Source organism: Enterococcus dongliensis, assembly GCF_031927985.1.
In the GTDB taxonomy this organism is placed as follows: Bacteria; Bacillota; Bacilli; order Lactobacillales; family Enterococcaceae; genus Enterococcus_A; species Enterococcus_A dongliensis.
Genome location: NZ_JARPZC010000018.1, coordinates 21,706 through 46,217 on the forward strand (window position 1 = coordinate 21,706; position 24,512 = coordinate 46,217).

Below are 24,512 nucleotides of genomic sequence, written 5' to 3' on the forward strand. Positions count from 1 at the left end.
TTAGGAGGATTTAACGAATGTCTATTACAGCAGAAACTGCTAAAGAGCATGCCAAAGACCCTGCAGTATTATGTTGCCGTGCGGAAGCAGGCAAAGTAATCGCACCAGATGACTTAGAAGATCCAGTGATCTTCCCAGACTTAGAGGATTCAGGCTTACTAGAATTACCTGACAATACTCTAACAATCGAACAAGTACTTGGCACGACATTGAAAGAAACAACGGATGCGTTGGTTCCATTAACGAAAGAATTATTAGATGGTGTTGTTGAAGTTGCAGAAGAAGTACCAGAAGCAGCAGAAGAAACAGCTCCAGAAGCACCAGTTGAAGCACCGATCGCTCCAGTCCAACCAGTTGCCCCAGTGGCATCAGTGGGTGGACAAACGATCAAGATCCATATTGCTGAAGGTCGCGGTATCGACTTAGAAGTACCGATGTCTGTAGCAGGTCAAGTAGGCGTAGCTCCGGCTGCACCAGCACCAGCTGCTCCAGCTGCACCGGCACCTACTGCAGAAGTTGCAGCACCAGAAGCAAAAGTAGAAGAAAAAGTGATTCGTTCAGTACGTCATGATCACTTAAAAATTGACAAGATTGTCTTTGGTGAAGAAACAAAAATCGAAGGCACAACGTTGACACTACGCAACATGGAAGAAATGTGTGCAGATGCTGTTGAACTAGAAGAGCTTGTTGAAAGTATGACTTTAGAAATCATCACACCAGATAAATATAGTGAATATAGTGAAACGATCATGGATGTTCAGCCAATCGCTACCAAAGTTGAAGGCGATATTGGCCATGGGATCACCCGTGTTTTAGATGGCGTAGTTATGGTAGTTACAGGTACAGACGCAAATGGTGTTCAAATCGGTGAATTCGGTTCATCTGAAGGTGAATTAGACCGTAACATCATGTGGGGACGTCCTGGCGCACCAGATAAAGGCGAAATTTTCATTAAAACACAAGTAACAATCAGAGAACATGCAAACATGGAACGTCCTGGTCCATTAGCCGCTCACCATGTATCTGATCATATCACGCAAGAAATTCGCGAAGCATTGAAAAAAGCGGATGACTCATTAGTGGTTGATTCAGAAGAGATCGTACAAAAACGCCGTATTGGCAATAAAAAAGTCTTGATCGTGAAAGAAATCATGGGTCAAGGTGCAATGCACGATAACTTGATTATGCCAATCGAACCAGTTGGTACACTAGGGGCAAAACCAAACGTTGACCTAGGAAACTTACCAATTATGTTAGCTCCAACAGAAGTTTTAGATGGCGGTTTACATGCGTTAACATGTATCGGACCTGCATCAAAAGAAACTTCTCGTCATTACTGGAGAGAACCATTAGTCAAAGAAGCAATGGCTGATGAAGAAATCGATCTAGTAGGGATTATGTTTGTTGGTTCACCACAAGCAAATACTGAAAAGTATTATGTTTCAAAACGTCTAGGAATGACTATCGAAGCGATGGATATCGATGGAGCAATCGTAACGACGGAAGGTTTTGGTAATAATCACATCGATTTCGCATCACATATTGAAGAAATCGGAAAACGTGGTATAAAAGTTGTTGGTGACTCTTACTCTGCTGTTCAAGGAGCATTGGTTGTAGGAAACTCAGAAATGGGTGCGATGGTTGACAACAATAAATCAAAACAAGGAATCGAAAACGAAATCTTGTCTAACAACACATTGTGTCAAGAAGATGCTATTCGTGATTTAGCAATGTTGAAAACATTAATGGGTGGCGGCGAAATTAAAACTGCTGAACGTAAATGGAATCCTAATGTAAAAGCGAATAACATTGAAATCATTGAAAAAACCACAGGAAAGAAAATTAATCTTGTGGACAATGAACAAGTTCTTCCTAAGAGTAAGAAACGTCAAGAAATCTACGAAAAAGATTAAGGCTTAAAGGTGAAGCAATGGATAGAATCAATAAACTCAAATATACTTCGACTGAGCAAATGTTTGAAGGAATCCTAGTGGAAATCCACGATGCCAGTGTTACAATCGATATCAAAGGACGTCTGGGACAACTGAAAATACCTCGTCGAATGATTATTTCTGAATATGATTTAGAGATCGGCCAAGAGGTTGGTTTTTTGATGACCTATCCAGAAGTACTAGAAGAAGAGCCAAACGCGCATTATGTTGATGCTATTAAAGAGCATCAACGCCGCCGTTTGGAAAATGAAAAAAGACGAGAAGCAGATAGCAGAGAGGAGAATTAACACATGGGCTTAACAGTGTTTGAAGGATTACAGTCAGAAATCTTTGTGCCAATCACACCGAAATCTGTCTTTACTCCTGTCAAAAAAGAGCTTAAAGAAATGCGTGTTGCATTAGCAACTGCAGCGGGTGTTCATTTAAAAACAGACAAACGCTTTAATTTAGCTGGGGATACAACGTATCGTGAAATTCCTAATACGACACCTAGCGATGACTTGATGGTATCACACGGAGGATATGATAATGCCGATGTGAACCGTGACGTAAACTCAATGTTTCCAATCGATCGTTTACACGATCTAGTTAAAGAAGGATTCATTAAAGAAGCAGCACCTATGCATTACGGCTTTATGGGTGGTGGTGGAGACCAAGACGCATTTCACGATGTTACTGGTCCTGAAATCGCTCAAAAATTAGTTGACGAAGAAGTCGACGCAGTCGTATTGACCGCTGGCTGAGGAACCTGTCATAGAACTGCCGTGATCGTGCAGAGAGCTATTGAGGAAGCAGGGATTCCTACTATTTTAATCGCCGCATTACCACCAGTAGTACGGCAAAATGGTTCACCAAGAGCCGTAGCACCTCGAGTACCAATGGGAGCAAACGCTGGCGAACCACATAACATTGAAATGCAATTAGGTATCTTACACGATACTTTGAAAAATTTAGTATCAATCGAAACGCCAGGGAAAATTGTTCCATTACCTTATGAATACATTGCCCACGTCTAAAAAGTAGGTGTGAATAATGAGAGGCGAAACTTTAAAGATCAAAGTTTTTCATATGAGTGAAGTCACTGTAGGTAGCGACTTTCATATTGAGCCAACTCGCTTACAAATCAAGCAAGACTTTGACTGCCAAGACGCCGTTATTCAGAAGCTGACGATTCGATTGCTCCCACCACATCAACATGATGTTGAAACCAACACCATCATGGATATCATTCCGATTTCCACGAAGGTGTTGGGTGTGTTGGGTTCAGGGATCACGCATACACTTACCGGAGTTTCGGTCATCATGACTGGAGCGATTGAAGAAGGGGAACAAATGCATGAATTTGGCTCTTCTGAGGGAGTATTGCGTGATCATTTAGTATTGAATCAAGCAGGGACGCCTAGCGCCGAGGATTACGTAATTTTAGTAGATCTCTTAGCGAAAAAGGGGACTCCTTTTAATCGTGAACTTTGTCTTAAAATGTTTGCGATTGTGGATGAGTTTGTTCAAGAAATTCGTGATAGGATGAAAATGTTAGAAGGAAAAGATGCTTGTGAGACTCATGTCTATGAAGAAAATGCTCATCCGGGTAAGCCCAAAGTTGCTTTAGTCAAACAGGTAGCTGGTCAAGGGGCAATGTATGATATGTTGCTTTATCCCAATGAACCAAGTGGCTTCAAAGGTGGATGTTCAATTATTGATATGAATAATATGCCGGTCTTTTTAACAGCGAATGAATATCGCGATGGAGCGATTCGTTCCATGGTCTAACTGAATAATGGATAGGTGGTGGCGTTATGGGGATTGGTCCATCAACAAAAGAAACTTCACTACATCATTTTCAAGATCCGCTCGTGGACCTTCTAAGTAAGGACCCAGACATCGACTTTCAAGGAGTCGTAGTAGTGGGGACACCGCAAAGCAACGTGATGAAATATCTAGTCGGCCAGCGTTCAGCTGCGTGGCTGGAAGGCATGCGCACAAATGGTGTGATTGTCACAACAGACGGCTGGGGGAATTCAGACGTAGATTTTGCGAATACCTTAGAAGAAATTGGTCGTCGAGATATTAGCGTGATTGGTCTTAAGTTCATTGGTACACAAGCAAAGTTTGTAGTAGAAAATGACTTTACCAAGCATGTTTTAGATTTTAATAAATCAGTCAAAGGGATCGAAACAGAAGTAGTTGGTGAAAATACTATCAATCATCAAGACGCAATAAAAGCACTTGCGTCGATTAAACTAAAAATGCGAAAAGATAATCAGCAACTCCGCTGATTATAAAAGATTATCAAACGGAATTATTTTTTATAGTATGAAGATAAGAAATAAGGAGGGCAATCATGAAAACATCAAAAATGATCTCAGCGATCGATACTCATACAGCAGGTGAAGCCGCTCGACTAATTATCGGTGGTATTCCCAAATTTCCTGGTGATACGATGGCTGAAAAAAGAGCATACTTAGAAAATGAAGCAGACGACTTGCGTAAAATGTTGATGCTAGAACCACGTGGACACCGGGATATGTTTGGTGCCTTTATTACTGAACCGGTTCATGAAGAAGCAGACTATGGAATCGTCTTTATGGATTCAGGCGGTTATTTGAATATGTGCGGTCATAATACGATTGCAGCGATGTCATCAGCAGTTGAGCAAGGATGGGTCGAAGTAAAAGAAGGCGATCGTGAAGTGAAAGTCGTTCAAGATACACCAGCTGGAATCGTTCACGGAACAGTTCATTTAGATGAAGATTATTCAGCAGAATCTGTCTCATTTGAAAATGTGGAATCATTCCTTTACAAAGAAAATGTAACCGTAAACGTCCCTGAACTTGGTGAATTAACAATGGACATTTCTTTTGGCGGAAGTTTCTTTGCAATCTTACCAGCAGCTTCAGTTGGTTTGGAAATAAAACCAGAAAATGCTTCAAAATTCAACGATCTAGGTATGATTATTCGTGATGCTGTAAATGAGCAGATCGACATTCAACATCCAACTTTGGAACACATTAAAACAGTTGATTTAGTTGAATTTTTTGGTCCAGCAACTAGTCCAGATGCAACGTATCAAAATGTCGTTGTATTTGGTGACGGTCAAGTGGACCGCTCTCCATGTGGAACTGGAACAAGTGCTAAACTTGCAACATTATATGGCAAGGGTGAAATGAAAGTCGGCGATACTTTTGTTTATGAAAGTATTTTATGTACGAAATTTAAAGGCGAAATCGTTGAAGAAGCAGAAGTCGGAGGGTATAAAGCAATTATTCCTCGCGTTACAGGTTCTGCGTATGTCACTGGATACAACACATTTTTAGTTGATCCGAAAGATTCCTTGAAAGAAGGGTTTCTTTTAGGATAAAGATGAAGGAGGGATAAGATGGTAACATTATTATTAGTGATTTACGTTGGTTTAATGCTGATGCACACTTTTGTAATGGGGCGTGACTTAGTCAAACACAAGAGTGATCTGGGCAAAGGGAATTGGTTTGTTTCTGGAATTATCGGCTTTGTCACTGACTTTTTAGATACGTTGGGGATCGGGAGTTTTGCTCCAACGGCTATGTTGTTAGATTTTACGAAACAGTTAGGCCATGACCGCCTATTACCAGGGACACTAAATGTCGCTCATGCGATTCCTGTGTTAGTGGAAGCTTTTATCTTTACGACAGTGGTAAAAGTTTCTCCAGTCACTTTGTTTTCTTTAATCATTGCTGCAACTGTTGGTTCATTTGTCGGTTCAAAATTCGTTACAAAATTACCTGAGAAAAAGGTTCAATTTTGGATGGGTTGGGCATTGATTATCACGGCAGTACTGATGGGACTTCGTCAAACAGGTATGTTGAACATGCTCGGTGAAGGAAATACAGCGACTGCTTTGACAGGAGCTAAATTAGTGATCGGTGTTGTCGTTAACTTTATCTTGGGCGCTTTGATGACAATTGGTGTAGGCTTATACGCACCATGTATGGCAATGGTTTATATGTTAGGGTTGAGCCCACTAGTAGCCTTTCCAGTTATGATGGGTTCTTGTGCTGGCTTGATGCCGGTTGCAAGTATCAACTTTGTCAAAGAGGGCGATTATGCCCGGAAAGTTAGTTTAGCAATTACAATCGGCGGAATTATTGGGGTAATCATTGCTGCAAAATTCGTCACTGGATTAAACTTAGACATCTTGACGTGGATCATTATTGTTGTCATCGTTTACACTGGGATTACTTATATCTTGAAAAGTCGGAAACCAGCAGTTGCTGTAGACTAAAAAGTTCTCTCCAACTACTTGTCTAATAAAGGCAAGTAGTTTTTTTGTGAGAAATTGTTTGATTAGTAACGAGTTCATTGAGGGAGGATTCAATATAGGTCAAATAAACTAAAAAGATCATTAATTTTTTTGTGAATATAAAAACATTCAGGATGATTTATGGTACTATGTGCATAGTATTAAAATCGTTTTATTTAATGAAGGAAATCGTTTTTTATTTAAGCATAAAACCTGATCAAAATTTACATAGAGAAACAAAAAACAACCTGTTATAATAGAAAACGTGAAAGATGGTGGAACAGATGGAGACCGTTCAACAATTAATTGTCTGTGGTGGTTGCAATGCAAAAATCGGACCAGGGAATTTAGGTGATTTATTAGCGGATCTGCCTAAAGAAACTAATGAGAATCTGTTGGTAGGATTTGATTCGACTGATGATGCAGCTGTTATTAAACTACGTGATGATTTAGCAATCATTCAAACGTTGGATTTTTTCCCAACGATGGTGACAGATCCTTATCTTTTCGGTAAAATCGCAGCGGCAAATGCATTGAGCGATATTTACGCGATGGGTGGCGAAGTATTATCTGCATTGAATATCGTTGCCTTTCCAGAAGAAAAAGATTTATCTATTTTAAAGGAAATTCTACGTGGCGGTGCTGAAAAAGTACAAGAAGCGGGAGCGATTTTAGCTGGCGGACATTCGATCCATGATCAATCAGTGAAGTATGGCTTGTCAGTCACAGGAACGATTGATCCAAATAAGATTTATCAAAACAATACTTGTCAGCTTGGAGATCACTTAATTCTAACTAAACCGTTAGGAGTAAGTATCATTACTGTGGGCTATAGCGCAGAAGAAATTAGTGAAGAAGCGTTTGTGAAAGCCACCACGAGTATGGAGACACTGAATAAATACGCAATGGATATCATTCGTAAATATCCAATCAATAGTTGTACTGATGTCACTGGGTTTGGTTTAGCTGGGCATCTTCATGAGATGTTAAATGACCGCTTCAGTGCAGAGATTCAATCTAAAAATCTTCCTTATTTTGAAGAAGCTTACCAAGGTGCAAAAGAATTTATTTTAACGGCTGGTGGTCAGCGGAATCGAAATTATATGGAAGCTAAGATCGATTTTCAAATTGATGATTTTGGGATCGAAGAATTATTATTTGATCCGCAAACTTCTGGCGGTTTGTTAGTCAGTGTCCCTGCTGAGGAAGTATCAACACTATTGCAAGAATTGCAAGCGGCTGATATTCCAGCTCAAGATTTTGGACAGGTCATTGAAAAACAAGACACAGAATTGATCGTTTATTAGAAAGGTGGATACTAATTATGTTTAAGATAGATGCATTAGGCAAGGCGTGTCCGTTACCTGTAATCGAAACAAAGAAAGCTTTACGGGAACACAAAGTTGTCCAAACAGTAGTAGACAATGAGATTGCAACACAAAATTTGAAAAAAATGGCGGAACAACTGGGTTATCTTTATCAAATGAATCAAGATGCACCGAGCCATTATACTGTTGTGATTTCAAAAGGGAATACTGAGCTGACGACAGAAGCACCGCAAGTAGCAGAACCAGTAGAGACGGTTGACGATTATATCGTAGTAGTGGATACTAATGTAATGGGTCGTGGATCAGATGAATTAGGGAAAAACTTGTTAAAAGGGTTCATTTATTCTGTTGCTGAACAAGATGTCCTACCTAAAAAAATTATTTTTTATAATGGTGGTGTTCATTCAGTTGCCGAAGGATCTGATTCACTAGAAGACTTAAAAAATATGGCGGAACAAGGCGTGGAAATCTACGCTTGTGGCGCTTGTTTGAATTTTTATGAATTGACAGCTGCTGTAGGAGAAGTTACTAACATGTATCGTATCGTAGAAATGATGCGTCAAGCACCAAAAATCGTGAAACCATAAAGGAGCAGTTTTTATGCAAACATACGGGGTTGCTTTGTTTTATTCAACCCGAGAAGCCATGAAAGCTGAAGAAATCGCAAAGGAAGCCCAACTTGCTGTTCGAATCATTCCCACACCGGAAAAGATTCATGCTAGTTGTGGCTTTTCTTTGAAATATCCACTAGCAGAAGAAGATGCCTTAATTTCATTGCTTGCTAGTGCAGAGATTGCTTCAGAAGGGTTTTATCATGGGACTCGTGATGGTCTAAAGACAGAATACAGCATAAGAAAGGAAAAATAGATGGCAAATATTGTGATTGGGACAGCAGGGCATATCGATCATGGAAAAACGACTTTGATCAAGGCATTGACTGGAATTGAGACAGACACAACAAAGGAAGAAAAAAAACGCGGAATGTCGATCAATTTAGGTTTTGCCTATTTAGACTTGCCGAACAACAAACGTGTTGGGATCGTAGACGTACCAGGACACGAAAAATTTATTAAAAATATGGTCGCTGGACTGCCTGGGATTAATTTAGTCTTGCTTGTGATCGATGCCGCAGAAGGGATCATGCCCCAGACGAAAGAACACATTGATATTTTGACGTTATTAGGAATTCGAGATTTTTTGATTGTGTTAACTAAGGTCGATACTGTCGATCCAGAGTTAAAAGAATTAGTGATTGAGGATATCCGTGATCAATTAGCAGATACTCCATTGGCGGATGCTGAATTGATCGAAACAGATGCGGTGACAGGTACAGGAATCAAAGAATTATTGACAAAGATTCAAGCCCGTTCAGAAGAAGTGCAAGAACGTTCTGAAAGTGGTTTGGCTCGCTTGAATGTAGATCGTGTCTTTAGTGTAAAAGGATTTGGTACGGTAGTAACGGGAACGTTATTAGATGGTTCCATCAATATCGGAGATGATCTGTATCTTTATCCGAGTGAAAAGAAGACACGGGTAAGAAATATCCAAGTCCATGAAACTGATGTGAAAAATGCACAATCTGGTCAGCGCACAGCTTTGAATTTAGCAAATATCGCTATGGATGATATCAAACGCGGCGATGTGTTATCAGTCTCAGAGAAGTTGGAAGATACTTGGATGTTGGATGTGAAAGTTACTTGTTTACCGGAAGTTGCTGGAGGAATCGGTCTGTGGGATCGTGTTCGCTTATTGATCGGTACGCGTGAAGTTATGGCTCGTACAGTTCCTTTAGGTATTGATTGGATTGGACCAGGGGAAGAAGGCTTTTTACAATTACGGTTAGAAGAACAAGTTGCAGTTAAAGAGCGGGATCGGTTTATTTTACGCTCGTATTCTCCTATGCAGACCATTGCTGGCGGAGAGGTCTTAGATGCTGCACCGCATAAACATCGCCGTTTTAAAGTTGAGATTCTTGAAAGTCTAAAAGCCAAAGAAGAAGGAAGTTTGGACGAATTAATCACCGATTTCTTAATCAACAAAAAACAACCTTTTACCAATGAAAAGGCATTACTGGAATATTTAGGAGTGGCTAAAGAAGAGTTGCAACCGATCTTAGTCGAAATGGAAGCCGAAGGTCGTGTAATCAAAACAAAAGCCGGCTATTTGGCTCAGGCCAGCTATCAAAAATTAGCTGATCGTGCCACGGAAATCTTGTCAGCGTACCATAAACAATATCGCTTGCGTTTTGGGATGCCGTTAGAAGAGTTTCGTTCTCGTATGCGAGGGATCTTAGCTGAAAAAGAAATTTCTGCATTGATTGCTTTGATGAAAGAAATGCTAGTCAAAGAAGCTAACGACAAATTGGCTTTAGTAGATTTCAACGTGTCTTTCAATAAATACCAACAAATCGCCAAGGAAAAAATCGAACAGACACTTGCTAAAAATGGGTATACACCGGTTAAAAAGGAAGAATTATTTGAGCTGGATAAAAATGCAGAAGAGGTTCTGGAAGCATTAAATGGCGACTCAGTGGTCTTTTTGACGCATGAATATGTCTTGTTAGGCAAAATTTTTGATCAAGCAGTGAATTTAATCCGTGAATATATCATGGAAAATAACCAAATGACTTTAGGTGATTTTCGTGACTTAACGAAGTCTAGTCGAAAATCATCAATGCTGATCTTAGAATACATGGATAAGCAAGAAATCACAAAACGCGTGGAAAATTATCGCGTATTAGGTAAAATAAGTTGATTTCATAACTATTTTATTAGACAAAAAAGATATAACTGAAGAGAGAAGGATCATAGATGGGGATTTATTTGGATAATGCCGCTACGACTGCCCAGAAACCGGCAAGTGTAGCCGAAGCAGTAGCACATATTTTACAAGGTGCGTATGGCAATCCATCACGTGGAGCTCATGGCTATTCGTTAGCTGGTTTTCGCGTAGCAGAAACGGCTCGTAAAAAAATTAAAGACTTGTTTAAAGCCGATCACCATTATGAAGTCGCTTTTACTAACAATGCAACGGTTGCTTTGAATGAAGTTTTAAAGGGATTGATTCAGCCGGGAGATCATGTGATTACAACGGATTGGGAGCATAATTCAGTTTTGCGCCCGTTGTATCAATTGGAAGCCCAAGGTGCAAGTTTTGATGTGGTGACTAGTGAGGCTGTAACTGGGCGCTTAGATTATGAACAATTCACCCAAAAAATCCGTCCAGAAACAAAAGCGGTGATTTGTAATCATGCCAGTAATGTAACCGGCAATCGTTTAGATCTTGAATGGGTCAAAGATTTTTGTGACAAACAAGGAGTATACTTGATTATCGATGCTTCACAAACAGCAGGAGTTGTTCCCATTGATCTTAGTGATGGGAAGGTCGCAGCAGTTTGTTTTACTGGTCACAAATCCTTATATGGTCCACAAGGGACAGGCGGTGTTTGCCTGCAAAAGAACCTACCGATCGAGCCAGTCATTACTGGCGGCGATGGGATGCAATCTTTTTCTAAAGTCCAACCTAAAGAATTGCCGACTTTGTTAGAAGCCGGCACGTTGAATATTCCAGGATTGGCAGGACTTGCAGCTGGTATCCAATGGGTGCAAGAACAACATTCAGAGATTGATTTGGGGTCTTATTTTTATCAAGAATTACAAAAAATTGCTGGAGTAACAATCTATGGTGACTTTACTAGTCCGCGGGTAGCAGTTTTTTCCATCAACATTAAAGATGCTGAATCAGCTGTCGTCAGTGAACTTTTATGGGAAGACTATCAAATAGCTACTCGACCTGGCTATCATTGTGCGCCATTGATGCATGAAGCGTTAGGAACTGCTGATCGCGGAACAGTCCGTTTGTCGCTTTCCAGTTTTACTACTAAGGCTGAGATTGATCAAGTCTTAGAAGCATTACAAGAGTTGGCGTCACGTTAAGAAAGTAGGGGGATTATGTCAAAAGAGATTCAACAAATTTTAGCGAACTTACCTTCGGTGGATACGCTGTTAAAACAAATCGATTCTAATTATCCACATGGAAAAGCAAAGGAGACCATCCAGCAAGTCTTAGCCGCTCTTCGCAAAGAAGTTGTAGCAGGCACACGGCAAACAATGATTGATCAAGCAGCGGTCTTGGCATTGGTCCATAAACAATTAGAAGAAAAACAATTTTCATTGCGACAAGTGGTCAATGGAACGGGAACAGTGATCCACACGAATCTTGGACGTTCTTCATTGAGTCCAAAGGTCCAAGAACAATTACTAGCGACTAGTTTTCATTACTCAAATTTGGAATTTGATTTAGAAAACGGGAAGCGGGGATCACGTTACAGCCATCTGGTCTCAATCGTGAAGAAACTCACAGGAGCAGAAGATGTTTTAGTCGTAAATAATAATGCTGCAGCAGTCTTATTGGTTTTGAGTACATTGACTCAAGAAAAAGAAGTCTTAGTCTCTCGAGGTGAATTAGTAGAGATTGGGGGCGCATTTCGGATCCCAGACGTCATCACTTCAAGTGGTGGGAAAATCGTAGAAGTTGGGACAACGAATAAAACTCATTTGATCGATTATGAACGAGCGTTGACAGAAGAGACCGGTGCAGTTTTAAAAGTGCATACAAGCAACTATCGAATTGTTGGTTTTACTGAAAGTCCCGAATTAAGCGACTTGGCTGAGTTGGCTCACCAACATCATCTACCATTGATTAATGATCTAGGCAGCGGCTTGTTACTCGACATGCGTCCTTTTGGCCTGCCGTATGAACCGACAGTCAAAGAAGTTTTGGATCAGGGCTGTGATATTGTTACTTTTAGCGGCGATAAATTGCTAGGTGGTCCGCAAGCGGGGATTATTGTCGGTAAAAGTGAATACATCGAAAAGATGAAGAAGAATCAATTGTTGCGAGCTTTGCGGATTGACAAGATGACATTGAGTGCATTGGAAGCGACATTGTCTTTATATCTTGATGAAAAAGAAGCAGTGGAAGCTGTTCCTACACTACACATGATCGGCCTAAGTGAGTCAGAGTGTTTAGATAAAGCCAATGAACTTGCGGAACGGTTGCGTCCGATCAGCGGCTTAAATGTGGCAATCGAAAAAGACAGCAGTAAAATCGGCGGTGGCTCTTATCCAGAACATTTACTACCGACATATGCTGTTGTGTTGAGCGGTGAACATTTTTCTGCAGATGCTTTACAAGAAAAATTACGCCTATCAGCTACACCGATTATTACCCGGATAAAAAATGACTGTAATTTCTTGGACTTGCGAACAATCGCACCCGAAGAATATTCACTGATTCAAGAAAGTTTACAGGAGATTTTTTTATAGCATCATAAATGTTTATTAGGAGGTGAAACTATTCAACCAGAGAAGAAATTAGTCGCTGTGTCACATTGTATTTTGAATCAAAATGCCGTAATTCATGGGTGGGAACGAGCACGAGGCGCATTTCCCTTTGCAATCGAGTTATTAAGTCGCGGGATTGCAATCATTCAATTACCGTGTCCAGAATTTTTAGTTTTAGGCGGAAATCGCCCGCCGATGTCTTATGAAGAATATTCTGAGTTACCAGATTTTCGTCAGAAATGCCAAGTGATGTTACAGCCAATGATCCAACAGATTCAAGCGTATCAAGCGGAAAATTATCACTATCTTGGTGTAATCGGAATCAATGAAAGTCCAAATTGTTCTATCAGCGGGCAACGAGGAGTATTGATGGAAGAATTTTTCGCAAAGTGTCAAGAAGCTCAGCTTTCTACAAATTATTTAGAAGTCCCAACATGGTACAGTGAGCAAGATCAAGGAGCGTTTCATGAGCAGTTGCAACTATTTTTAGAACGAGGATAGTTGGTTGAATTTTAATGGGAACCGCAGTATAAAAAACTTAATAGAAATAAGGGGAAAAAATGAACAATAGTAAAGCAAGAGTAATCGCGATGTGCGCCATCGCAGTAGTATTGAATGTAGTTTTAGGTGAAGCAGTATCAATGATGAAAATTCCGTTGTTGTTTTTAGATACGATGGGGACAATTTTTATCGCAGCAAATTTTGGTATGGGATATGGGATTTTGACAGGTGTAACAACGAATTTATTAATGGGATTAATCAGTGGTCCGTTATCAATTCCATTTGCGTTGGTTAATGTCGCAGTGGCGATTGTAGTTGCCCTTATCGCTAAAAACGGATTTGGCTATAAAAAAGCCTTGATTGCAGGTGTTTTATTGGCGTTTATTTGTCCAATGATTGGTGCACCGATTCGCTTAGCCTTATTCGGCGGTTTCACTGGATCAGGAACAGATGTTGTTATCATGGCCTTGAGAGCTTCAGGAAAAGAAATGATCAGTGCGACGTATTGGGGCGCAGTAACGGGGAATGTCGTTGATAAGATTGTTTCGTGTTTATTAGTCGCATGGTTCATCAAATTGCCGCAAATGAAACGCTTTGCAGTAAAATGAGTTTGAATAGTTTCTAAGGCTAAGGTACTTAGTCTGGAATTACCAAAATGAGCTAGTGTCAACAAGTGTTTATGTTGAGGCTGGCTTATTTTTTTGTGTCTTTTTTCAAGATGACAAATTTGTTAGTTGAATTTAGGTTCTTTCAATGGTTGATAATCTAAGATTTTTGTATAGTTACTTTAGAAAATGATAAAGGAGTCATCAATTATGAAAAAATTTTTGATTGGATTCATCAGCTTAGTTGTCATCGTCATCATTGGCGTACAAGTCGCACAAAAAGTTGTATCTAGCGGCGATAATTATTATGTTCAAATTACTACAGATGGACAACGAGTTGAGAGTAAAGATGATAATGGAAATTCTTATGTCGACTATAAATATACATTACAAGGGTATGACAATAATGGGAAGGCCAAAAAATTAACATTCAATGCAACAAAAGATCGTCCTCTGCGGAAAGAAGCATTTCTTAAAGTAACTTGGAATAATAAAAAGGGCGTCACCTCGTATGAGGAAGTCGCACAAAAAGATGTGCCAGATAAAGCGTTAGAAAAATTAGGCTTCTAAATTCGTAGACAGATTAAAAATAATTCTTTTAACAAGAAATGAGAGTGTGAACATGGAAAAAATCGTATCAGTTAATGAAGTAAAAAAGACTTATGGAAAAGGCAATCAGAAAAAAACAGAAGCGTTAAAAGGCATCTCTTTTGAAGTTGAAAAAGGCGAATTCATCGGGATTATGGGAGCATCAGGTTCTGGAAAATCAACATTGTTGAATCTGTTAGCCACGTTGGACAAACCAACTGCAGGCAAGATTCGAATCAATCAGGCCGATGTAACAAAATTATCAGGCAATCAATTAGCCGATTTCCGCAGCCATGAGATTGGATTTATTTTCCAAGATTTCAATTTATTAGAAAATTTGACGGCAGCAGAAAATATCGCTGTACCTTTATCGCTTCAAGGGGTCAAAAGCAAAGAAATCCATCAGCGGGTAGCAAAAGTAGCTAAACGCTTATCGATTGACGGGATTTTAACTAGTTATCCTGCTCAAATTTCTGGCGGACAAAAACAACGGGTAGCAGCAGCACGTGCCTTAGTGACCCAACCGACGATCTTGCTGGGTGATGAGCCAACAGGTGCGTTGGATTCAAATAGTGCGCGGGATTTATTGGATACAATGGAAGAATTAAATCAAGAAGATCAAGTCTCAATTCTTTTGGTGACGCATGATCCATTTTCTGCAAGTTATTGTCAACGGATATTGTTCATCAAAGATGGAGTGATCTATCAAGAGGTCAAACGTGAAAATCAAACACGAGAAGCTTTCTATCGTCAGATTCTAAGCATTCTTGGAAATCTGGAACAGTAGGAGGGATTTTCAATGCTTTTAAAATTATCGCTTACTGGGATTAAAGGACGTTTACGCGACTACATCGTATTATTTTCCGGTTTAGTTGTTGCATCTGGGATTTTTTATATGTTCGAAGCAATCGCGACGAACAAAAACTTTTTAGAAAATAATTCGTTGGTATCATCTGCTGTAATCATTTTTCATTTAGGAACGGTATTACTTTCAATCATAACGTTTCTTTATATCGTCTATGCCAATTCCTTTTTAATGACGATGCGGCAAAAAGACTATGCGATGTTTATGATGCTCGGAGCAAAAGGGCGTAAGATTGCGCAATTAATTTTTATTGAAACATTTGTCGTAGGTGTTAGCGCAACAGTCGTTGGAATTGTTTTGGGAATTGGGTTAAGTAGTGTCGTGCAACAATTATTGATCAATCAATTAGCTATCAAGATTACTCACTTCACAGCAATCAGTTCCTCAGCAACGGTCTTTACATTGCTTTTTTTCACAGCAATCTTTTTGTTAGCAGCGATAGTGAATGCTATGACCATCGTGAAAAAACCGATTTTAAATTTATTAAAAGCTAGTGCAACTCCGCTGCCAGCTAATCGGAAACCGCTGACGTTAGTGCTCGAAGTAATCGCAGGGATCATCTTCTTAGCCATCGGTTATTTCATGATGACTCAAGTAATGAAATTAGCCTTTCTAGCACTAATCGTAGCTTTGATCACAATCATTTTAGGTACGTATTTTATGTTCCATTCGATTTTGATTTTTGTTTTAGATCTATTAAAGCGGCGAGATCGAATTGCATTAAAGAATTTAAATAATTTTACTTTGGCGCAATTGAGTTTTAGGATCCAAGATTATACACGGATTTTATCGATGGTCGCAATGCTTTTTGCTTTAGCATTAGGTGCAATCACCGTCGGATTAGGGTTTCATAATGAAATCATGAAAATGACAGAAGCTACGACCTCTTATGATTTACTATTAAATAATGGACAAAACTTTGATACTTCAGAACTGCAGTCAATAAAACCAACGATAGATGTCGCCTATCAGCAAAAAGAAGACGCAAATACTATTTATTATGATCGTGAACAGTTTGATCAGACCCCTTTATTAGTGAAAGAATTTGGTGAGGGGCGCACGATTAAAAAAGTGCAGTATACTGGGGAAAGACTGGCTAAAGATGTGACTGCCTCAGATCAATTGCGTTCACTAGAATTACCCGATCAACGTACAAAGAACCATCAATTTGTTTCTAGTGAAGAATTTGCAGTTTTACCAGGAGAAACGACTCAATTACGTTTGATTACAGTAGCTGATTTTGCTAAAGATAAGGATGCACTGAAAGATTTAGCAAATGAAAATTTCCGCAAAAATCCTACGTTAGACAAAGAAATGGGAAGGATGGAGCAAAAGTCATTGGTTTATGAATTATACAATGCCTTGTTCTCCGGTTTTGAATTTATGGGCTTCTTCTTAGGGATTGCCTTTTTGACCATGTTAGCAAGTTGTTTAATGTTCAAAATCTTATCTGGTGCTAAAAGTGATATCCAACGGTATAGTATGTTGGAAAAAATTGGTACTCGGCGCAAACTGTTGACACAATCAATCCAAAAAGAAATCGGTATCTTATTCCTAGTCCCAGGGCTGCTAGGTGTCACCCATGTCTTATTTGGACTCCAAATGTTCAAAGCATTGCTAAGTGAACCTTACAGCAATCTATGGGTACCTTTCTTAATCTTCTTTGTTTTATATTTTATCTATTATATATTGACGATTTGGATTTATACCGGAATCGTTATGAAACAAAAAAATTAGTAAAAAGTTGTGGCAGGAGAGCTCTCTGTCACAACTTTTTTAGTATCCACTAACATAAAAAACAAAAAGAGGTCCCGTAATTTGTGTCTTCGGTGCATATTAATTTAATAATCGAACGATTATTTGATAAACTAAATGAGATAGAAGTAAGATCGCTAGGTCATAGAAAGCATCTTTTAAAAAGACTTGAGCATGTTGTCTTATATTTTTTGGCATGAAAAATCATCCTTTCAAGTAGTGAGAGTTTAAGTAAGATTAACTTCTAACAGTTACTTTAAATCACAAAACTTATCACGGACTTAAAAGGTACTAAGAAAAGGTAAATCAGATTATGATTTACCTTAAAACGTGTATTTATTGAAAAAGTATCTCAATTAAAAAAAGAGCGGGAGAGGTAGAGAAGTATGGTTGCTTTTGAAGGGGTCATCCAACATTTTTTTCATTCCATTGTTTTGCTGCTAAATGTTCTATCCATTTTTATTATTCTGGTAGGTGCATTTTTCTCTGTTATTAAGTTGATCCGAGAAAGAGGGACCGATTTTTCATCCGTATTACATAAGAATAAATACATCAAGGCTTATTTAGGCAGCTATATTTTATTAAGCTTGGAATTTTTGATTGTAGCGGATATCATAGAATCAATCATTAATCCAACGTTTCAAGATATTATCAAATTGGCATTGATCGTTCTTATTCGGACGATGATCTCGTATTTTTTAAATAAGGAAATTAGTGAATTTTCCGATGATTAACAAGAGATAATCAGCCTGATTGTTCAATTACTTGCTGACGTTGAAATGGACACTCCAAAATAAAACATGGGCTTTTTCTTTGAGATTTGTTATTGATTCTAGTCCGAATGAATGGTATGATTGTTTTGTTTCGGGAGTGGATGGGTTCTGGTGTTCCCTCTGGTCTTCAAAACCAGTATGAGGAGTTAAGAGCTTCTTGGGTAGGTTCGATTCCTACACATTCCCGCCAATATGAATTTAATGTCTGACAAACACTGACTTGACACCAATCTCAGCAGTGTTTGCCAGATTTTTTATTTTTGACTCTGTAAAAATCTATATGTCTAAATATTTAACAAGTTGGTCGACTGTCTCACGTGTTCTTTTATCGGTTATATGAATAGACAAATCCATAGTAATCTGGCTTCCGGCGTAACCTAATTGAACTTGAACGTTAGCTAGATATATTTCTTGATTGCATCTAGTCATGAATATGATTGCTTAAAAGTACTAAGGAATTTATCGGTTTTCTTCTACATAAAATAATTTTAGGAAAGCACGTTTTTTCTGGGCATCTTTTTTATAAGATCTCCTTAAGTATCTATAAGTATGCTAAAGTATCTTTAAATAGCTACTAATATCTTGAAATACAATTAAATTCATGTAAAACGAAGGTGTAAAGAAGGAGTGATTGACATGGCAGTTATAAAGAGAGAAAGACCAGTTGTTCTGACAGGTCAGTCAGCAACAGCCTTTTTAAAGTTTAAGTTAGCAAATGAAAAAAGTACAACAACGGATTGATCTATGTGAGAAAAAGGCATAAGAAAAAAGGAAACAATCTTAGATGGAACAACGTCAAATAGTACGTATTTCGCCAGATTTTTTCATTAGTAATTAGAACACCTTGTAATTATTTTTATATAGATTCACTATTATGTTGAGTCACATTTCCCATTTAGCCATCAAATAATCCCATTTTCCTCCATTTATGATATAATCTAGGAGTCATCTCTCAGAAATGAGGGTTAGTCCGTGTGCCAGCACGGGCTTTTTTTATGTGTATTTAACAATTAATAGCAAACTTGGCAAGGTGTAAGACCTTGTGCGGTGGCATTATCAAGTGTTGTTTGAGAAAAACTGCCATTCCCATGTGGGTGACTGTGGTATCGTTCTCCAGTTGGAGTAACATAGACCATTGTGCCTGCTTCAGCCGGTTGGGTCACTACTTCTTGTGAGTTGTTATTAACGGTGTTGGTTTGAGCTTGTTCTTGGACAGGCTGTGCTGCTTGACTGACTTGACTGGTACCGTCAGAATAATTGATTGTCACACCGTCTTGAATGTTATGGATATAGACATTAAATTTGATTGCATCACTGCCGATAGATTGGGCTTGTAAGTGAACACCGCGTGCAACCAATTCATTGTCTTTAAAGATAGGAACAACAGAGTAACGAACAAAGGCATCTGGGTTTTGCTCCAAATAGTAATTGATATCTGATTCAAAACGCAACATTTCTGGACTATTCAATTGTCTAGTACCTGTGATCAAGTTTTTCGGGTTGTTGTTCTCGCCGCTTAATTGAAATCCGATTAAATGTGAACGGTTGTAAAGGTAGCCGTTTTTTAATTTTTTATTGTGCCAGCCAGTGGGATCGAAGGTAAGGGGTTCACGTTTTTCTTTTAGCTGCATGGCAAGATTCAATAACGCTTCGGCGTCAGTAGGGCGATTCAGTGCATCTAGATTGCCGTAGGTTTCCCAAGAACCGTTCGTTGTAGAAAGGTCGGTTTCAGTAAATACAGGTTCGCCATTGTTGACATCAATTGTTTGAGTACCTGAGTATTCAGTTGAAAGTAACGTTGCATTGATCTGTTTTTTGGTATTTTCTTTTTCTGCCAAGGCAGTTTCTCTTTTTTCTTGTGCCGCCTTTTTTTCAGCTTGTTCTTTTTCCTCTTTGTCTTTTATCGCTTGTTCTTGTGCCAACTTTTCTTGTTTGGCTTTTTCGTCGCTGGCTTTTTTCTTTTCGGAGGACTGTGCGCTCACTATGGTTTCACTACTTGCGGTATTACTTTTCGCGGTAGAATCCTCGTCAGGAGATAATAGAAACCCACCTGCGATAAGCACGATAAAAGCACCGATCATTCCATACAATGTCGACTTTACTGCTTGTCTTTTAAACAAGCGAAAAATCAATTGGATAAAGAAACCAACGAACCCTAACACACCAACTATTAATAAAAAACTAGCCATTTTTAACTCCTCATTTCTGTGTTATAATTTTCTTGCCTAGAAATTAAGGTCGCAGTCCGTGTTCCCAGCACGGGCTTTTTTAGCTAGCATTTTAGTTCATTCCAATGATGCAAATGCTTGTTGAATCTGCCATTAAAAAAGTCTCTATAAAAAATGGAAATGTAGAATCTAATCAAAAGTCACACTTTGTTCTTCTAATTGTTTGATCAGTTCTGTAACATAGGCATTTTGAAAATCTTGGCGGAAAGACTTCAGAAATTCATCAGAAATTGAATCAAAATTTTGTTCAGAATAATCGAGTAATTCTTTCGGCGTTTCGAATTCTGCAACAACAGACGCGCTGTCGAAAGAATCGGCCACGTGCAATGAAACAGATTTCATTAGAGCAATAACATCAATTTGTGTTCTTAGCATAAATTTCACCTCTTGTGTTGAGTGTAACACAATTAACGACAACTATTCGGGAAATTCCTGCTTTGCTTCTTCATGATCGTACCTCCATTAGCTAGTATGGAAGTAAATTATAGCGTAAAATAAACACTAGAAAACTTTGTAACACAACTCTTCTCATATTAGGAGGAACTAATTTGAAAAAATATGGAAAATTATATTGGCCGTGGCTATCATTTTGATCCTATTCTGGATAGGATACCATGTAGCACTAAGCTTTTTTGGACAAATGGACATTGAGAAGATGAATCCCAAGTATTTACCTTCTTCTAGTAACTAATCTTATTTACTAAAATCTCTAGACCATAAATTAATTGGTTGTGTTGCAAAGTTTTGAAAATAGATAAACGCATCCAATTTTTGATTGATTGTCTATACTGCTTTAAATAGATTTTCAATTTCTCCCCACGGGGAAAAGTCGAAGAGGGTGATTTTTCTTCGACTTTCTTTGTATAGTATGGAAGTAAATTATAGCGTAAAATAGACATTAGAAAAACTTTGCAACACACCCTAAAGGAGGATTTTTATAATGAAAGAATATAAATTCGAAGCCACAATCCATGCTTCAGAGGTAGGCAAAGGTGGTGCGTACATTATTTTTCCTTATGATATCCGAAAAGAATTTAATAAAGGTCGTGTCAAAGTGCAGGCTACTTTTGATGACGTGATGTATCAAGGAAGCATCGTCAATATGGGAGTAAAAAATGAAGACGGTAGTATCTGTTATATTTTAGGGATTCGAAAAGACATTCGAAAACAAATCAATAAAACAATTGGTGATAAGGTAAAAGTTATTATTCAAGCCATTGAGTAAAACACCAATAATCTTTGAAAAGTTCGGATTTTAAGGTCTAAATTCAAGAAATGTCTCTTTCTTTTATGGTGATGGATTGATAAATGAAGAAGAATAAAAACAGATTTGTCTCTATTTATTAAGAAAAAAGCGGAAAACTTAATATTATAAAGAATTAAAACAAATAATGTTCATGTTTCTTTGCTTTTTGTGTGTATTCATGTTAAGGTTACTAAGTAATACTTTGATATGTGACTAGGTGGTTATCTATATACTTTAAGATACTTTTTTATTACACGTCATTTTTTATTACAAATAAACACACTTGATGTGTAATTGGAGGTACTTTATATGAATAAAGGTACAGTAAAATGGTTTAATGCGGATAAAGGTTTTGGTTTTATCACTGGTGAAGATGGCAATGATGTTTTTGCTCATTTCTCAGCAATCCAAGGCGAAGGATTCAAATCTTTAGAAGAAGGTCAAGCAGTGACTTTCGATGTTGAAGAAGGCCAACGTGGCTTACAAGCTTCAAACATTGTAAAAGACTAAGAATTATTTTATCGACAGATGATAAAAAGAAGATCGGAAACGATCTTCTTTTTTTTAATAGTTGAAGGAGGATATTCAAATGGCAAACACCTATGGATTCAAATCCCCACAACCCTCTTTTTTAGGGGAACGCTTCTCGATAGGACAGGAAGTGTTTTTCGAATATAAAAAGGAAACGCAACTAGGAATTGTAAAGAATAAACTGAATAATTCCGCCGTCGTTAAAATCATAAAAAGCGAAACAGCTGACCTAATAGATTTTACAACGGTCATTAGTTATGGTGATCTAGTCGATCCTAAAACCAATTTCTAAAAACAGCCCTAAAAATAAACGACCTTAGCTTTTGCTAAGGTCGTTTATTTAGTGAACAGGTCGTCACTATGAGTTTTATGGGAAGAAAATGCCTGACAGAAAACGAATGTTATTTTTTAGGCAGACCGTCTTTGATAATCGCTCTAATTCAGCAATGCCTCTTTTTGTATCAAATTTCATTCATCCAATAAGTACGATCAATCGGCTCAACAAAAATTTCAAATGCGATGGTTTCTTCTTCAATTATATGAGTAATCCCATGTATCAGAAAAAACTTATCTGGTTGTCTGAGTTGTAACGTCTCACCCACACGAGGGATCAACGGAAGTTCAATCACTCGTTCTTCTTTCCGAGTGAGAATATTTTTTAAACTAGCTTTATACATATCCTTTCCTCCATTTACAATGTGTACCACAATTCATAGTGTAACACAGAAAGAGCAAATAGTATGGAGAAAAAAAGAAGCAAAAAAGGGCAGGAGTCAATCAATGGAGCCAAAAAAGAACAACCGATTCATTGTCTTTTTCTTATTTGGAAGGGAAAGTTCTCTTTTTTAGATAAATAAAAAAAGCCGTCGTAGGGCAACGACGGCTGGAGTCCTGGGAAGGAACTCGAATAAACAAATGAACTACTGTTACCATAACGGAAAGCAAAAATAGATACAAGAAAAATGCTCAGAGAACAGCAAAATATTTCTGGATGTTGAATGGCATACTTGTCTGACTCTTTGATGGAATCAGAATTACTCAAGCTCTATTAAAAAAATTCCATTATTTGTCAAACATATGATTCAAAGAAGTTGTTATTGAAAAATTCAAGATTCTTCTAGCTGAGAATTCTTGAAACTGAGACGAGAAATTGGTTTCGTTTCACAGATTTCCGATTTTCCTTTATAATTTAATAAAGGAGTCGGTTACAATGGTTAGTGAGTACAGAAATATTTTAGTAGCAGTCGATGGATCGGAACACTCTGAACGTGCTTTTGATGAAGCCGTTGAAGCAGCTAAACGTAATGAGGCTAAACTGAATGTTATTTCAATCATCAACGACAGCGAGCTTTCAACAAGTGCTTTTTCTTTTAGTAAAATTTATGCGGCAGAAAAAGAACAGGTTGAAAAGGAACTATTGAAAAAAATTCATGATGCCTCTAGTAAAGAACTAGATAATGTAGAGCCTTTCGTTGAGTTGGGCAGTCCAAAAGAAAAAATTATTGAATTTGCTAAGGACAACGAGATCGATATGATTTTTCTTGGAGCCACAGGAAAAGGCGAGATCCGATTAGCGCGAATCGGTTCTACTGCGGCTTATGTCGTAAATCACGCGCCGTGCAGTGTGACCGTCATTCGTTGAGGACAATCTTTTAATAGATTTACTAAATAGGAGGGACTACTATGGACAGCAAATATAAAAATATTATGGTAGGTGTCGATGGATCAGATCAATCAGAAGGAGCTTTTTTTGAAGCAATCGGTGCAGCAAGACGGAACGAAGCAAAATTGTATGTCGTTCAAATAATCGATGATTCTAGTCTGCTTATAAATAGTGCACAACCGATGAATGAGATTTTAGCAGAAGAATCCGAGCGGGCGAAACAATATTTAGAAAAATTAGCAGAACGCGGGCGCTATCAAAATATGGAGATTATTCCCTATATTGGAAATCCTAAACGGGCACTGACAGAAGAATTACCGCAAAAATATGAGATTGATTTGATTTATGTCGGAGCAACTGGGAAAGGACGATTCCAACGCTTATTAGTTGGTTCTACTAGTGGTTATATCGTAAATCACGCACCTTGCAACGTCATGGTGGTGAGATAGAATAAAAAGCTGTGACAATTTGTCGCAGCTTTTTTAACTACACGTGTATTTTTATAGTTAGAACCAGCTGGTTCCAGAGACTCTTAGTTGATTAGAAATAAAAAAGGCACCTACCGTGGATTCACAGCAGGTGCTTTTAACGCAAATTCGCGTCTTTCATTGGGAAGTCACTCCTAATTCGTTTTTTGCAATTCTTGTACCGCTTTTTCAATCGTTACGCCAGTTGCTACATGTTTTTGATTGTTCTTATCAAAAACAACAAAAAGATTCAAATCAGTATCCAGTGTGACACGGTATTGCATATTTGTGTTATCGAATGTCATAATCATTCTCCTTGTATATTAGAGTTAGGGTTTTAACCTTCCGGTTTTAATTGGATAACCCTATGAACCATCGTTATTTTAATT

Annotated in this window: 29 protein-coding genes, 1 tRNA gene and 1 pseudogene; 26 read left to right on the forward strand and 5 right to left on the reverse strand. The window is 38.3% G+C overall.

The genetic code is table 11. From position 1 onward, the window contains the following. The first annotated feature begins 17 nt into the window (after positions 1-17). The 21 genes from prdA to P7D84_RS11860 all read left to right on the forward strand — a co-directional run bounded on the left by prdA (position 18) and on the right by P7D84_RS11860 (position 18,178). On the forward strand, positions 18-1,913 hold the full coding sequence (prdA, locus tag P7D84_RS11765; protein WP_311800475.1) for a D-proline reductase (dithiol) proprotein PrdA: 1,896 nt from the start codon (positions 18-20) through the stop codon (positions 1,911-1,913). Positions 1,914-1,930: 17 nt separating this feature from the next. Continuing rightward, the gene (locus P7D84_RS11770; RefSeq protein WP_137604246.1) at positions 1,931-2,239 is read left to right on the forward strand and encodes a CBO2463/CBO2479 domain-containing protein; all 309 of its coding nucleotides are present in this window, start codon (positions 1,931-1,933) and stop codon (positions 2,237-2,239) included. A 3-nt stretch (positions 2,240-2,242) separates the two neighbouring features. Beyond that, a complete protein-coding gene (locus P7D84_RS13920; RefSeq protein ID WP_212741290.1) occupies positions 2,243-2,695 on the forward strand; it encodes a glycine/sarcosine/betaine reductase selenoprotein B family protein in 453 nt (150 codons plus the stop codon). 27 nt (positions 2,696-2,722) lie between these two features. Then, positions 2,723-2,968, forward strand: coding sequence for a hypothetical protein (locus P7D84_RS13925; RefSeq protein ID WP_234754668.1), 246 nt, complete (start codon positions 2,723-2,725; stop codon positions 2,966-2,968). Positions 2,969-2,984: 16 nt separating this feature from the next. After that, entirely contained in the window at positions 2,985-3,722 is a 738-nt protein-coding gene (gene prdD / locus P7D84_RS11780) for a proline reductase cluster protein PrdD (protein ID WP_311806535.1), read from the forward strand. Between the two features lie 26 nt (positions 3,723-3,748). Then, complete coding sequence (locus P7D84_RS11785) at positions 3,749-4,228, forward strand: glycine/sarcosine/betaine reductase component B subunit (RefSeq protein WP_137604243.1); 480 nt, start codon at positions 3,749-3,751, stop codon at positions 4,226-4,228. Between the two features lie 65 nt (positions 4,229-4,293). Further along, a complete protein-coding gene (locus tag P7D84_RS11790; RefSeq protein WP_137604242.1) occupies positions 4,294-5,310 on the forward strand; it encodes a proline racemase family protein in 1,017 nt (338 codons plus the stop codon). Positions 5,311-5,328: 18 nt separating this feature from the next. After that, a complete protein-coding gene (locus tag P7D84_RS11795) occupies positions 5,329-6,210 on the forward strand; it encodes a TSUP family transporter (RefSeq protein ID WP_311806536.1) in 882 nt (293 codons plus the stop codon). A gap of 302 nt (positions 6,211-6,512) precedes the next feature. Then, on the forward strand, positions 6,513-7,535 hold the full coding sequence (selD, locus tag P7D84_RS11800) for a selenide, water dikinase SelD (RefSeq protein WP_137604240.1): 1,023 nt from the start codon (positions 6,513-6,515) through the stop codon (positions 7,533-7,535). 17 nt (positions 7,536-7,552) lie between these two features. Further along, positions 7,553-8,143: a sulfurtransferase-like selenium metabolism protein YedF gene (yedF, locus tag P7D84_RS11805; protein WP_311806537.1), complete on the forward strand. Its 591-nt coding sequence runs from the start codon at positions 7,553-7,555 to the stop codon at positions 8,141-8,143. A 13-nt stretch (positions 8,144-8,156) separates the two neighbouring features. Then, positions 8,157-8,423, forward strand: a complete 267-nt coding sequence (locus P7D84_RS11810; protein ID WP_137604238.1) for a putative Se/S carrier protein — start codon at positions 8,157-8,159, stop codon at positions 8,421-8,423. Continuing rightward, on the forward strand, positions 8,424-10,310 hold the full coding sequence (gene selB / locus P7D84_RS11815) for a selenocysteine-specific translation elongation factor (RefSeq protein ID WP_311806538.1): 1,887 nt from the start codon (positions 8,424-8,426) through the stop codon (positions 10,308-10,310). A 56-nt stretch (positions 10,311-10,366) separates the two neighbouring features. Continuing rightward, positions 10,367-11,491 (forward strand): aminotransferase class V-fold PLP-dependent enzyme, encoded by a 1,125-nt coding sequence (locus P7D84_RS11820; protein ID WP_137604236.1) that lies wholly within the window; start codon positions 10,367-10,369, stop codon positions 11,489-11,491. A gap of 15 nt (positions 11,492-11,506) precedes the next feature. Then, positions 11,507-12,883, forward strand: a complete 1,377-nt coding sequence (gene selA / locus P7D84_RS11825; RefSeq protein ID WP_311806539.1) for an L-seryl-tRNA(Sec) selenium transferase — start codon at positions 11,507-11,509, stop codon at positions 12,881-12,883. Positions 12,884-12,913: 30 nt separating this feature from the next. After that, a complete protein-coding gene (locus P7D84_RS11830) occupies positions 12,914-13,402 on the forward strand; it encodes a CD3072 family TudS-related putative desulfidase (protein WP_327795991.1) in 489 nt (162 codons plus the stop codon). A 59-nt stretch (positions 13,403-13,461) separates the two neighbouring features. After that, positions 13,462-14,010, forward strand: a complete 549-nt coding sequence (locus tag P7D84_RS11835) for a CD3073 family putative ECF transporter S component (RefSeq protein WP_311806540.1) — start codon at positions 13,462-13,464, stop codon at positions 14,008-14,010. Positions 14,011-14,217: 207 nt separating this feature from the next. Next, positions 14,218-14,577, forward strand: a complete 360-nt coding sequence (locus tag P7D84_RS11840; RefSeq protein ID WP_311806541.1) for a YxeA family protein — start codon at positions 14,218-14,220, stop codon at positions 14,575-14,577. A 52-nt stretch (positions 14,578-14,629) separates the two neighbouring features. Then, positions 14,630-15,382 (forward strand): ABC transporter ATP-binding protein, encoded by a 753-nt coding sequence (locus tag P7D84_RS11845; protein ID WP_311806542.1) that lies wholly within the window; start codon positions 14,630-14,632, stop codon positions 15,380-15,382. A gap of 12 nt (positions 15,383-15,394) precedes the next feature. Then, on the forward strand, positions 15,395-17,197 hold the full coding sequence (locus P7D84_RS11850) for an FtsX-like permease family protein (RefSeq protein WP_311806543.1): 1,803 nt from the start codon (positions 15,395-15,397) through the stop codon (positions 17,195-17,197). A 404-nt stretch (positions 17,198-17,601) separates the two neighbouring features. Beyond that, a complete protein-coding gene (locus P7D84_RS11855; RefSeq protein ID WP_137604229.1) occupies positions 17,602-17,949 on the forward strand; it encodes a DUF1622 domain-containing protein in 348 nt (115 codons plus the stop codon). 132 nt (positions 17,950-18,081) lie between these two features. Beyond that, positions 18,082-18,178 (forward strand) — tRNA-Sec (locus P7D84_RS11860). An 820-nt stretch (positions 18,179-18,998) separates the two neighbouring features. Here the strand turns inward: P7D84_RS11860 and P7D84_RS11865 are convergent. The 3 genes and pseudogenes from P7D84_RS11865 to P7D84_RS11875 form a co-directional block, all read right to left on the reverse strand. Next, positions 18,999-20,177: a DNA/RNA non-specific endonuclease gene (locus P7D84_RS11865; RefSeq protein WP_311806544.1), complete on the reverse strand. Its 1,179-nt coding sequence runs from the start codon at positions 20,175-20,177 to the stop codon at positions 18,999-19,001. Between the two features lie 168 nt (positions 20,178-20,345). Next, the gene (locus P7D84_RS11870) at positions 20,346-20,591 is read right to left on the reverse strand and encodes a toxin-antitoxin system, toxin component (RefSeq protein WP_137604228.1); all 246 of its coding nucleotides are present in this window, start codon (positions 20,589-20,591) and stop codon (positions 20,346-20,348) included. Between the two features lie 408 nt (positions 20,592-20,999). Continuing rightward, positions 21,000-21,089 (reverse strand): annotated as a pseudogene (locus P7D84_RS11875) (IS6 family transposase); the annotation flags it as partial. Between the two features lie 67 nt (positions 21,090-21,156). Between P7D84_RS11875 and P7D84_RS11880 the strand changes: the two are divergent. The 3 genes from P7D84_RS11880 (at position 21,157) to P7D84_RS11890 (ending at position 22,285) form a co-directional block, all read left to right on the forward strand. Further along, positions 21,157-21,441, forward strand: a complete 285-nt coding sequence (locus P7D84_RS11880; RefSeq protein ID WP_311806545.1) for a DUF1905 domain-containing protein — start codon at positions 21,157-21,159, stop codon at positions 21,439-21,441. 330 nt (positions 21,442-21,771) lie between these two features. After that, positions 21,772-21,972 carry a cold-shock protein gene (locus P7D84_RS11885; protein ID WP_137604226.1) on the forward strand — a complete coding sequence of 67 codons (201 nt, stop codon included), beginning with the start codon at positions 21,772-21,774 and terminating at the stop codon, positions 21,970-21,972. Positions 21,973-22,051: 79 nt separating this feature from the next. Next, positions 22,052-22,285, forward strand: a complete 234-nt coding sequence (locus tag P7D84_RS11890) for a hypothetical protein (RefSeq protein ID WP_137604225.1) — start codon at positions 22,052-22,054, stop codon at positions 22,283-22,285. Between the two features lie 169 nt (positions 22,286-22,454). On the opposite strand, the gene P7D84_RS11895 is transcribed toward P7D84_RS11890, so the two are convergent. After that, entirely contained in the window at positions 22,455-22,670 is a 216-nt protein-coding gene (locus tag P7D84_RS11895) for a hypothetical protein (protein WP_137604224.1), read from the reverse strand. Positions 22,671-23,203: 533 nt separating this feature from the next. On the opposite strand from P7D84_RS11895, the gene P7D84_RS11900 reads away from it, so the two are divergent. Together P7D84_RS11900 and P7D84_RS11905 are read left to right on the forward strand one after the other, a co-directional pair. Further along, positions 23,204-23,635: a universal stress protein gene (locus P7D84_RS11900; protein ID WP_137604223.1), complete on the forward strand. Its 432-nt coding sequence runs from the start codon at positions 23,204-23,206 to the stop codon at positions 23,633-23,635. Positions 23,636-23,676: 41 nt separating this feature from the next. Further along, on the forward strand, positions 23,677-24,105 hold the full coding sequence (locus tag P7D84_RS11905; RefSeq protein ID WP_137604222.1) for a universal stress protein: 429 nt from the start codon (positions 23,677-23,679) through the stop codon (positions 24,103-24,105). Between the two features lie 173 nt (positions 24,106-24,278). Here P7D84_RS11905 and P7D84_RS11910 read toward each other — a convergent pair whose 3' ends face one another. Continuing rightward, the gene (locus tag P7D84_RS11910) at positions 24,279-24,428 is read right to left on the reverse strand and encodes a hypothetical protein (RefSeq protein ID WP_170999809.1); all 150 of its coding nucleotides are present in this window, start codon (positions 24,426-24,428) and stop codon (positions 24,279-24,281) included. Between the last annotated feature and the right edge of the window lie 84 nt (positions 24,429-24,512).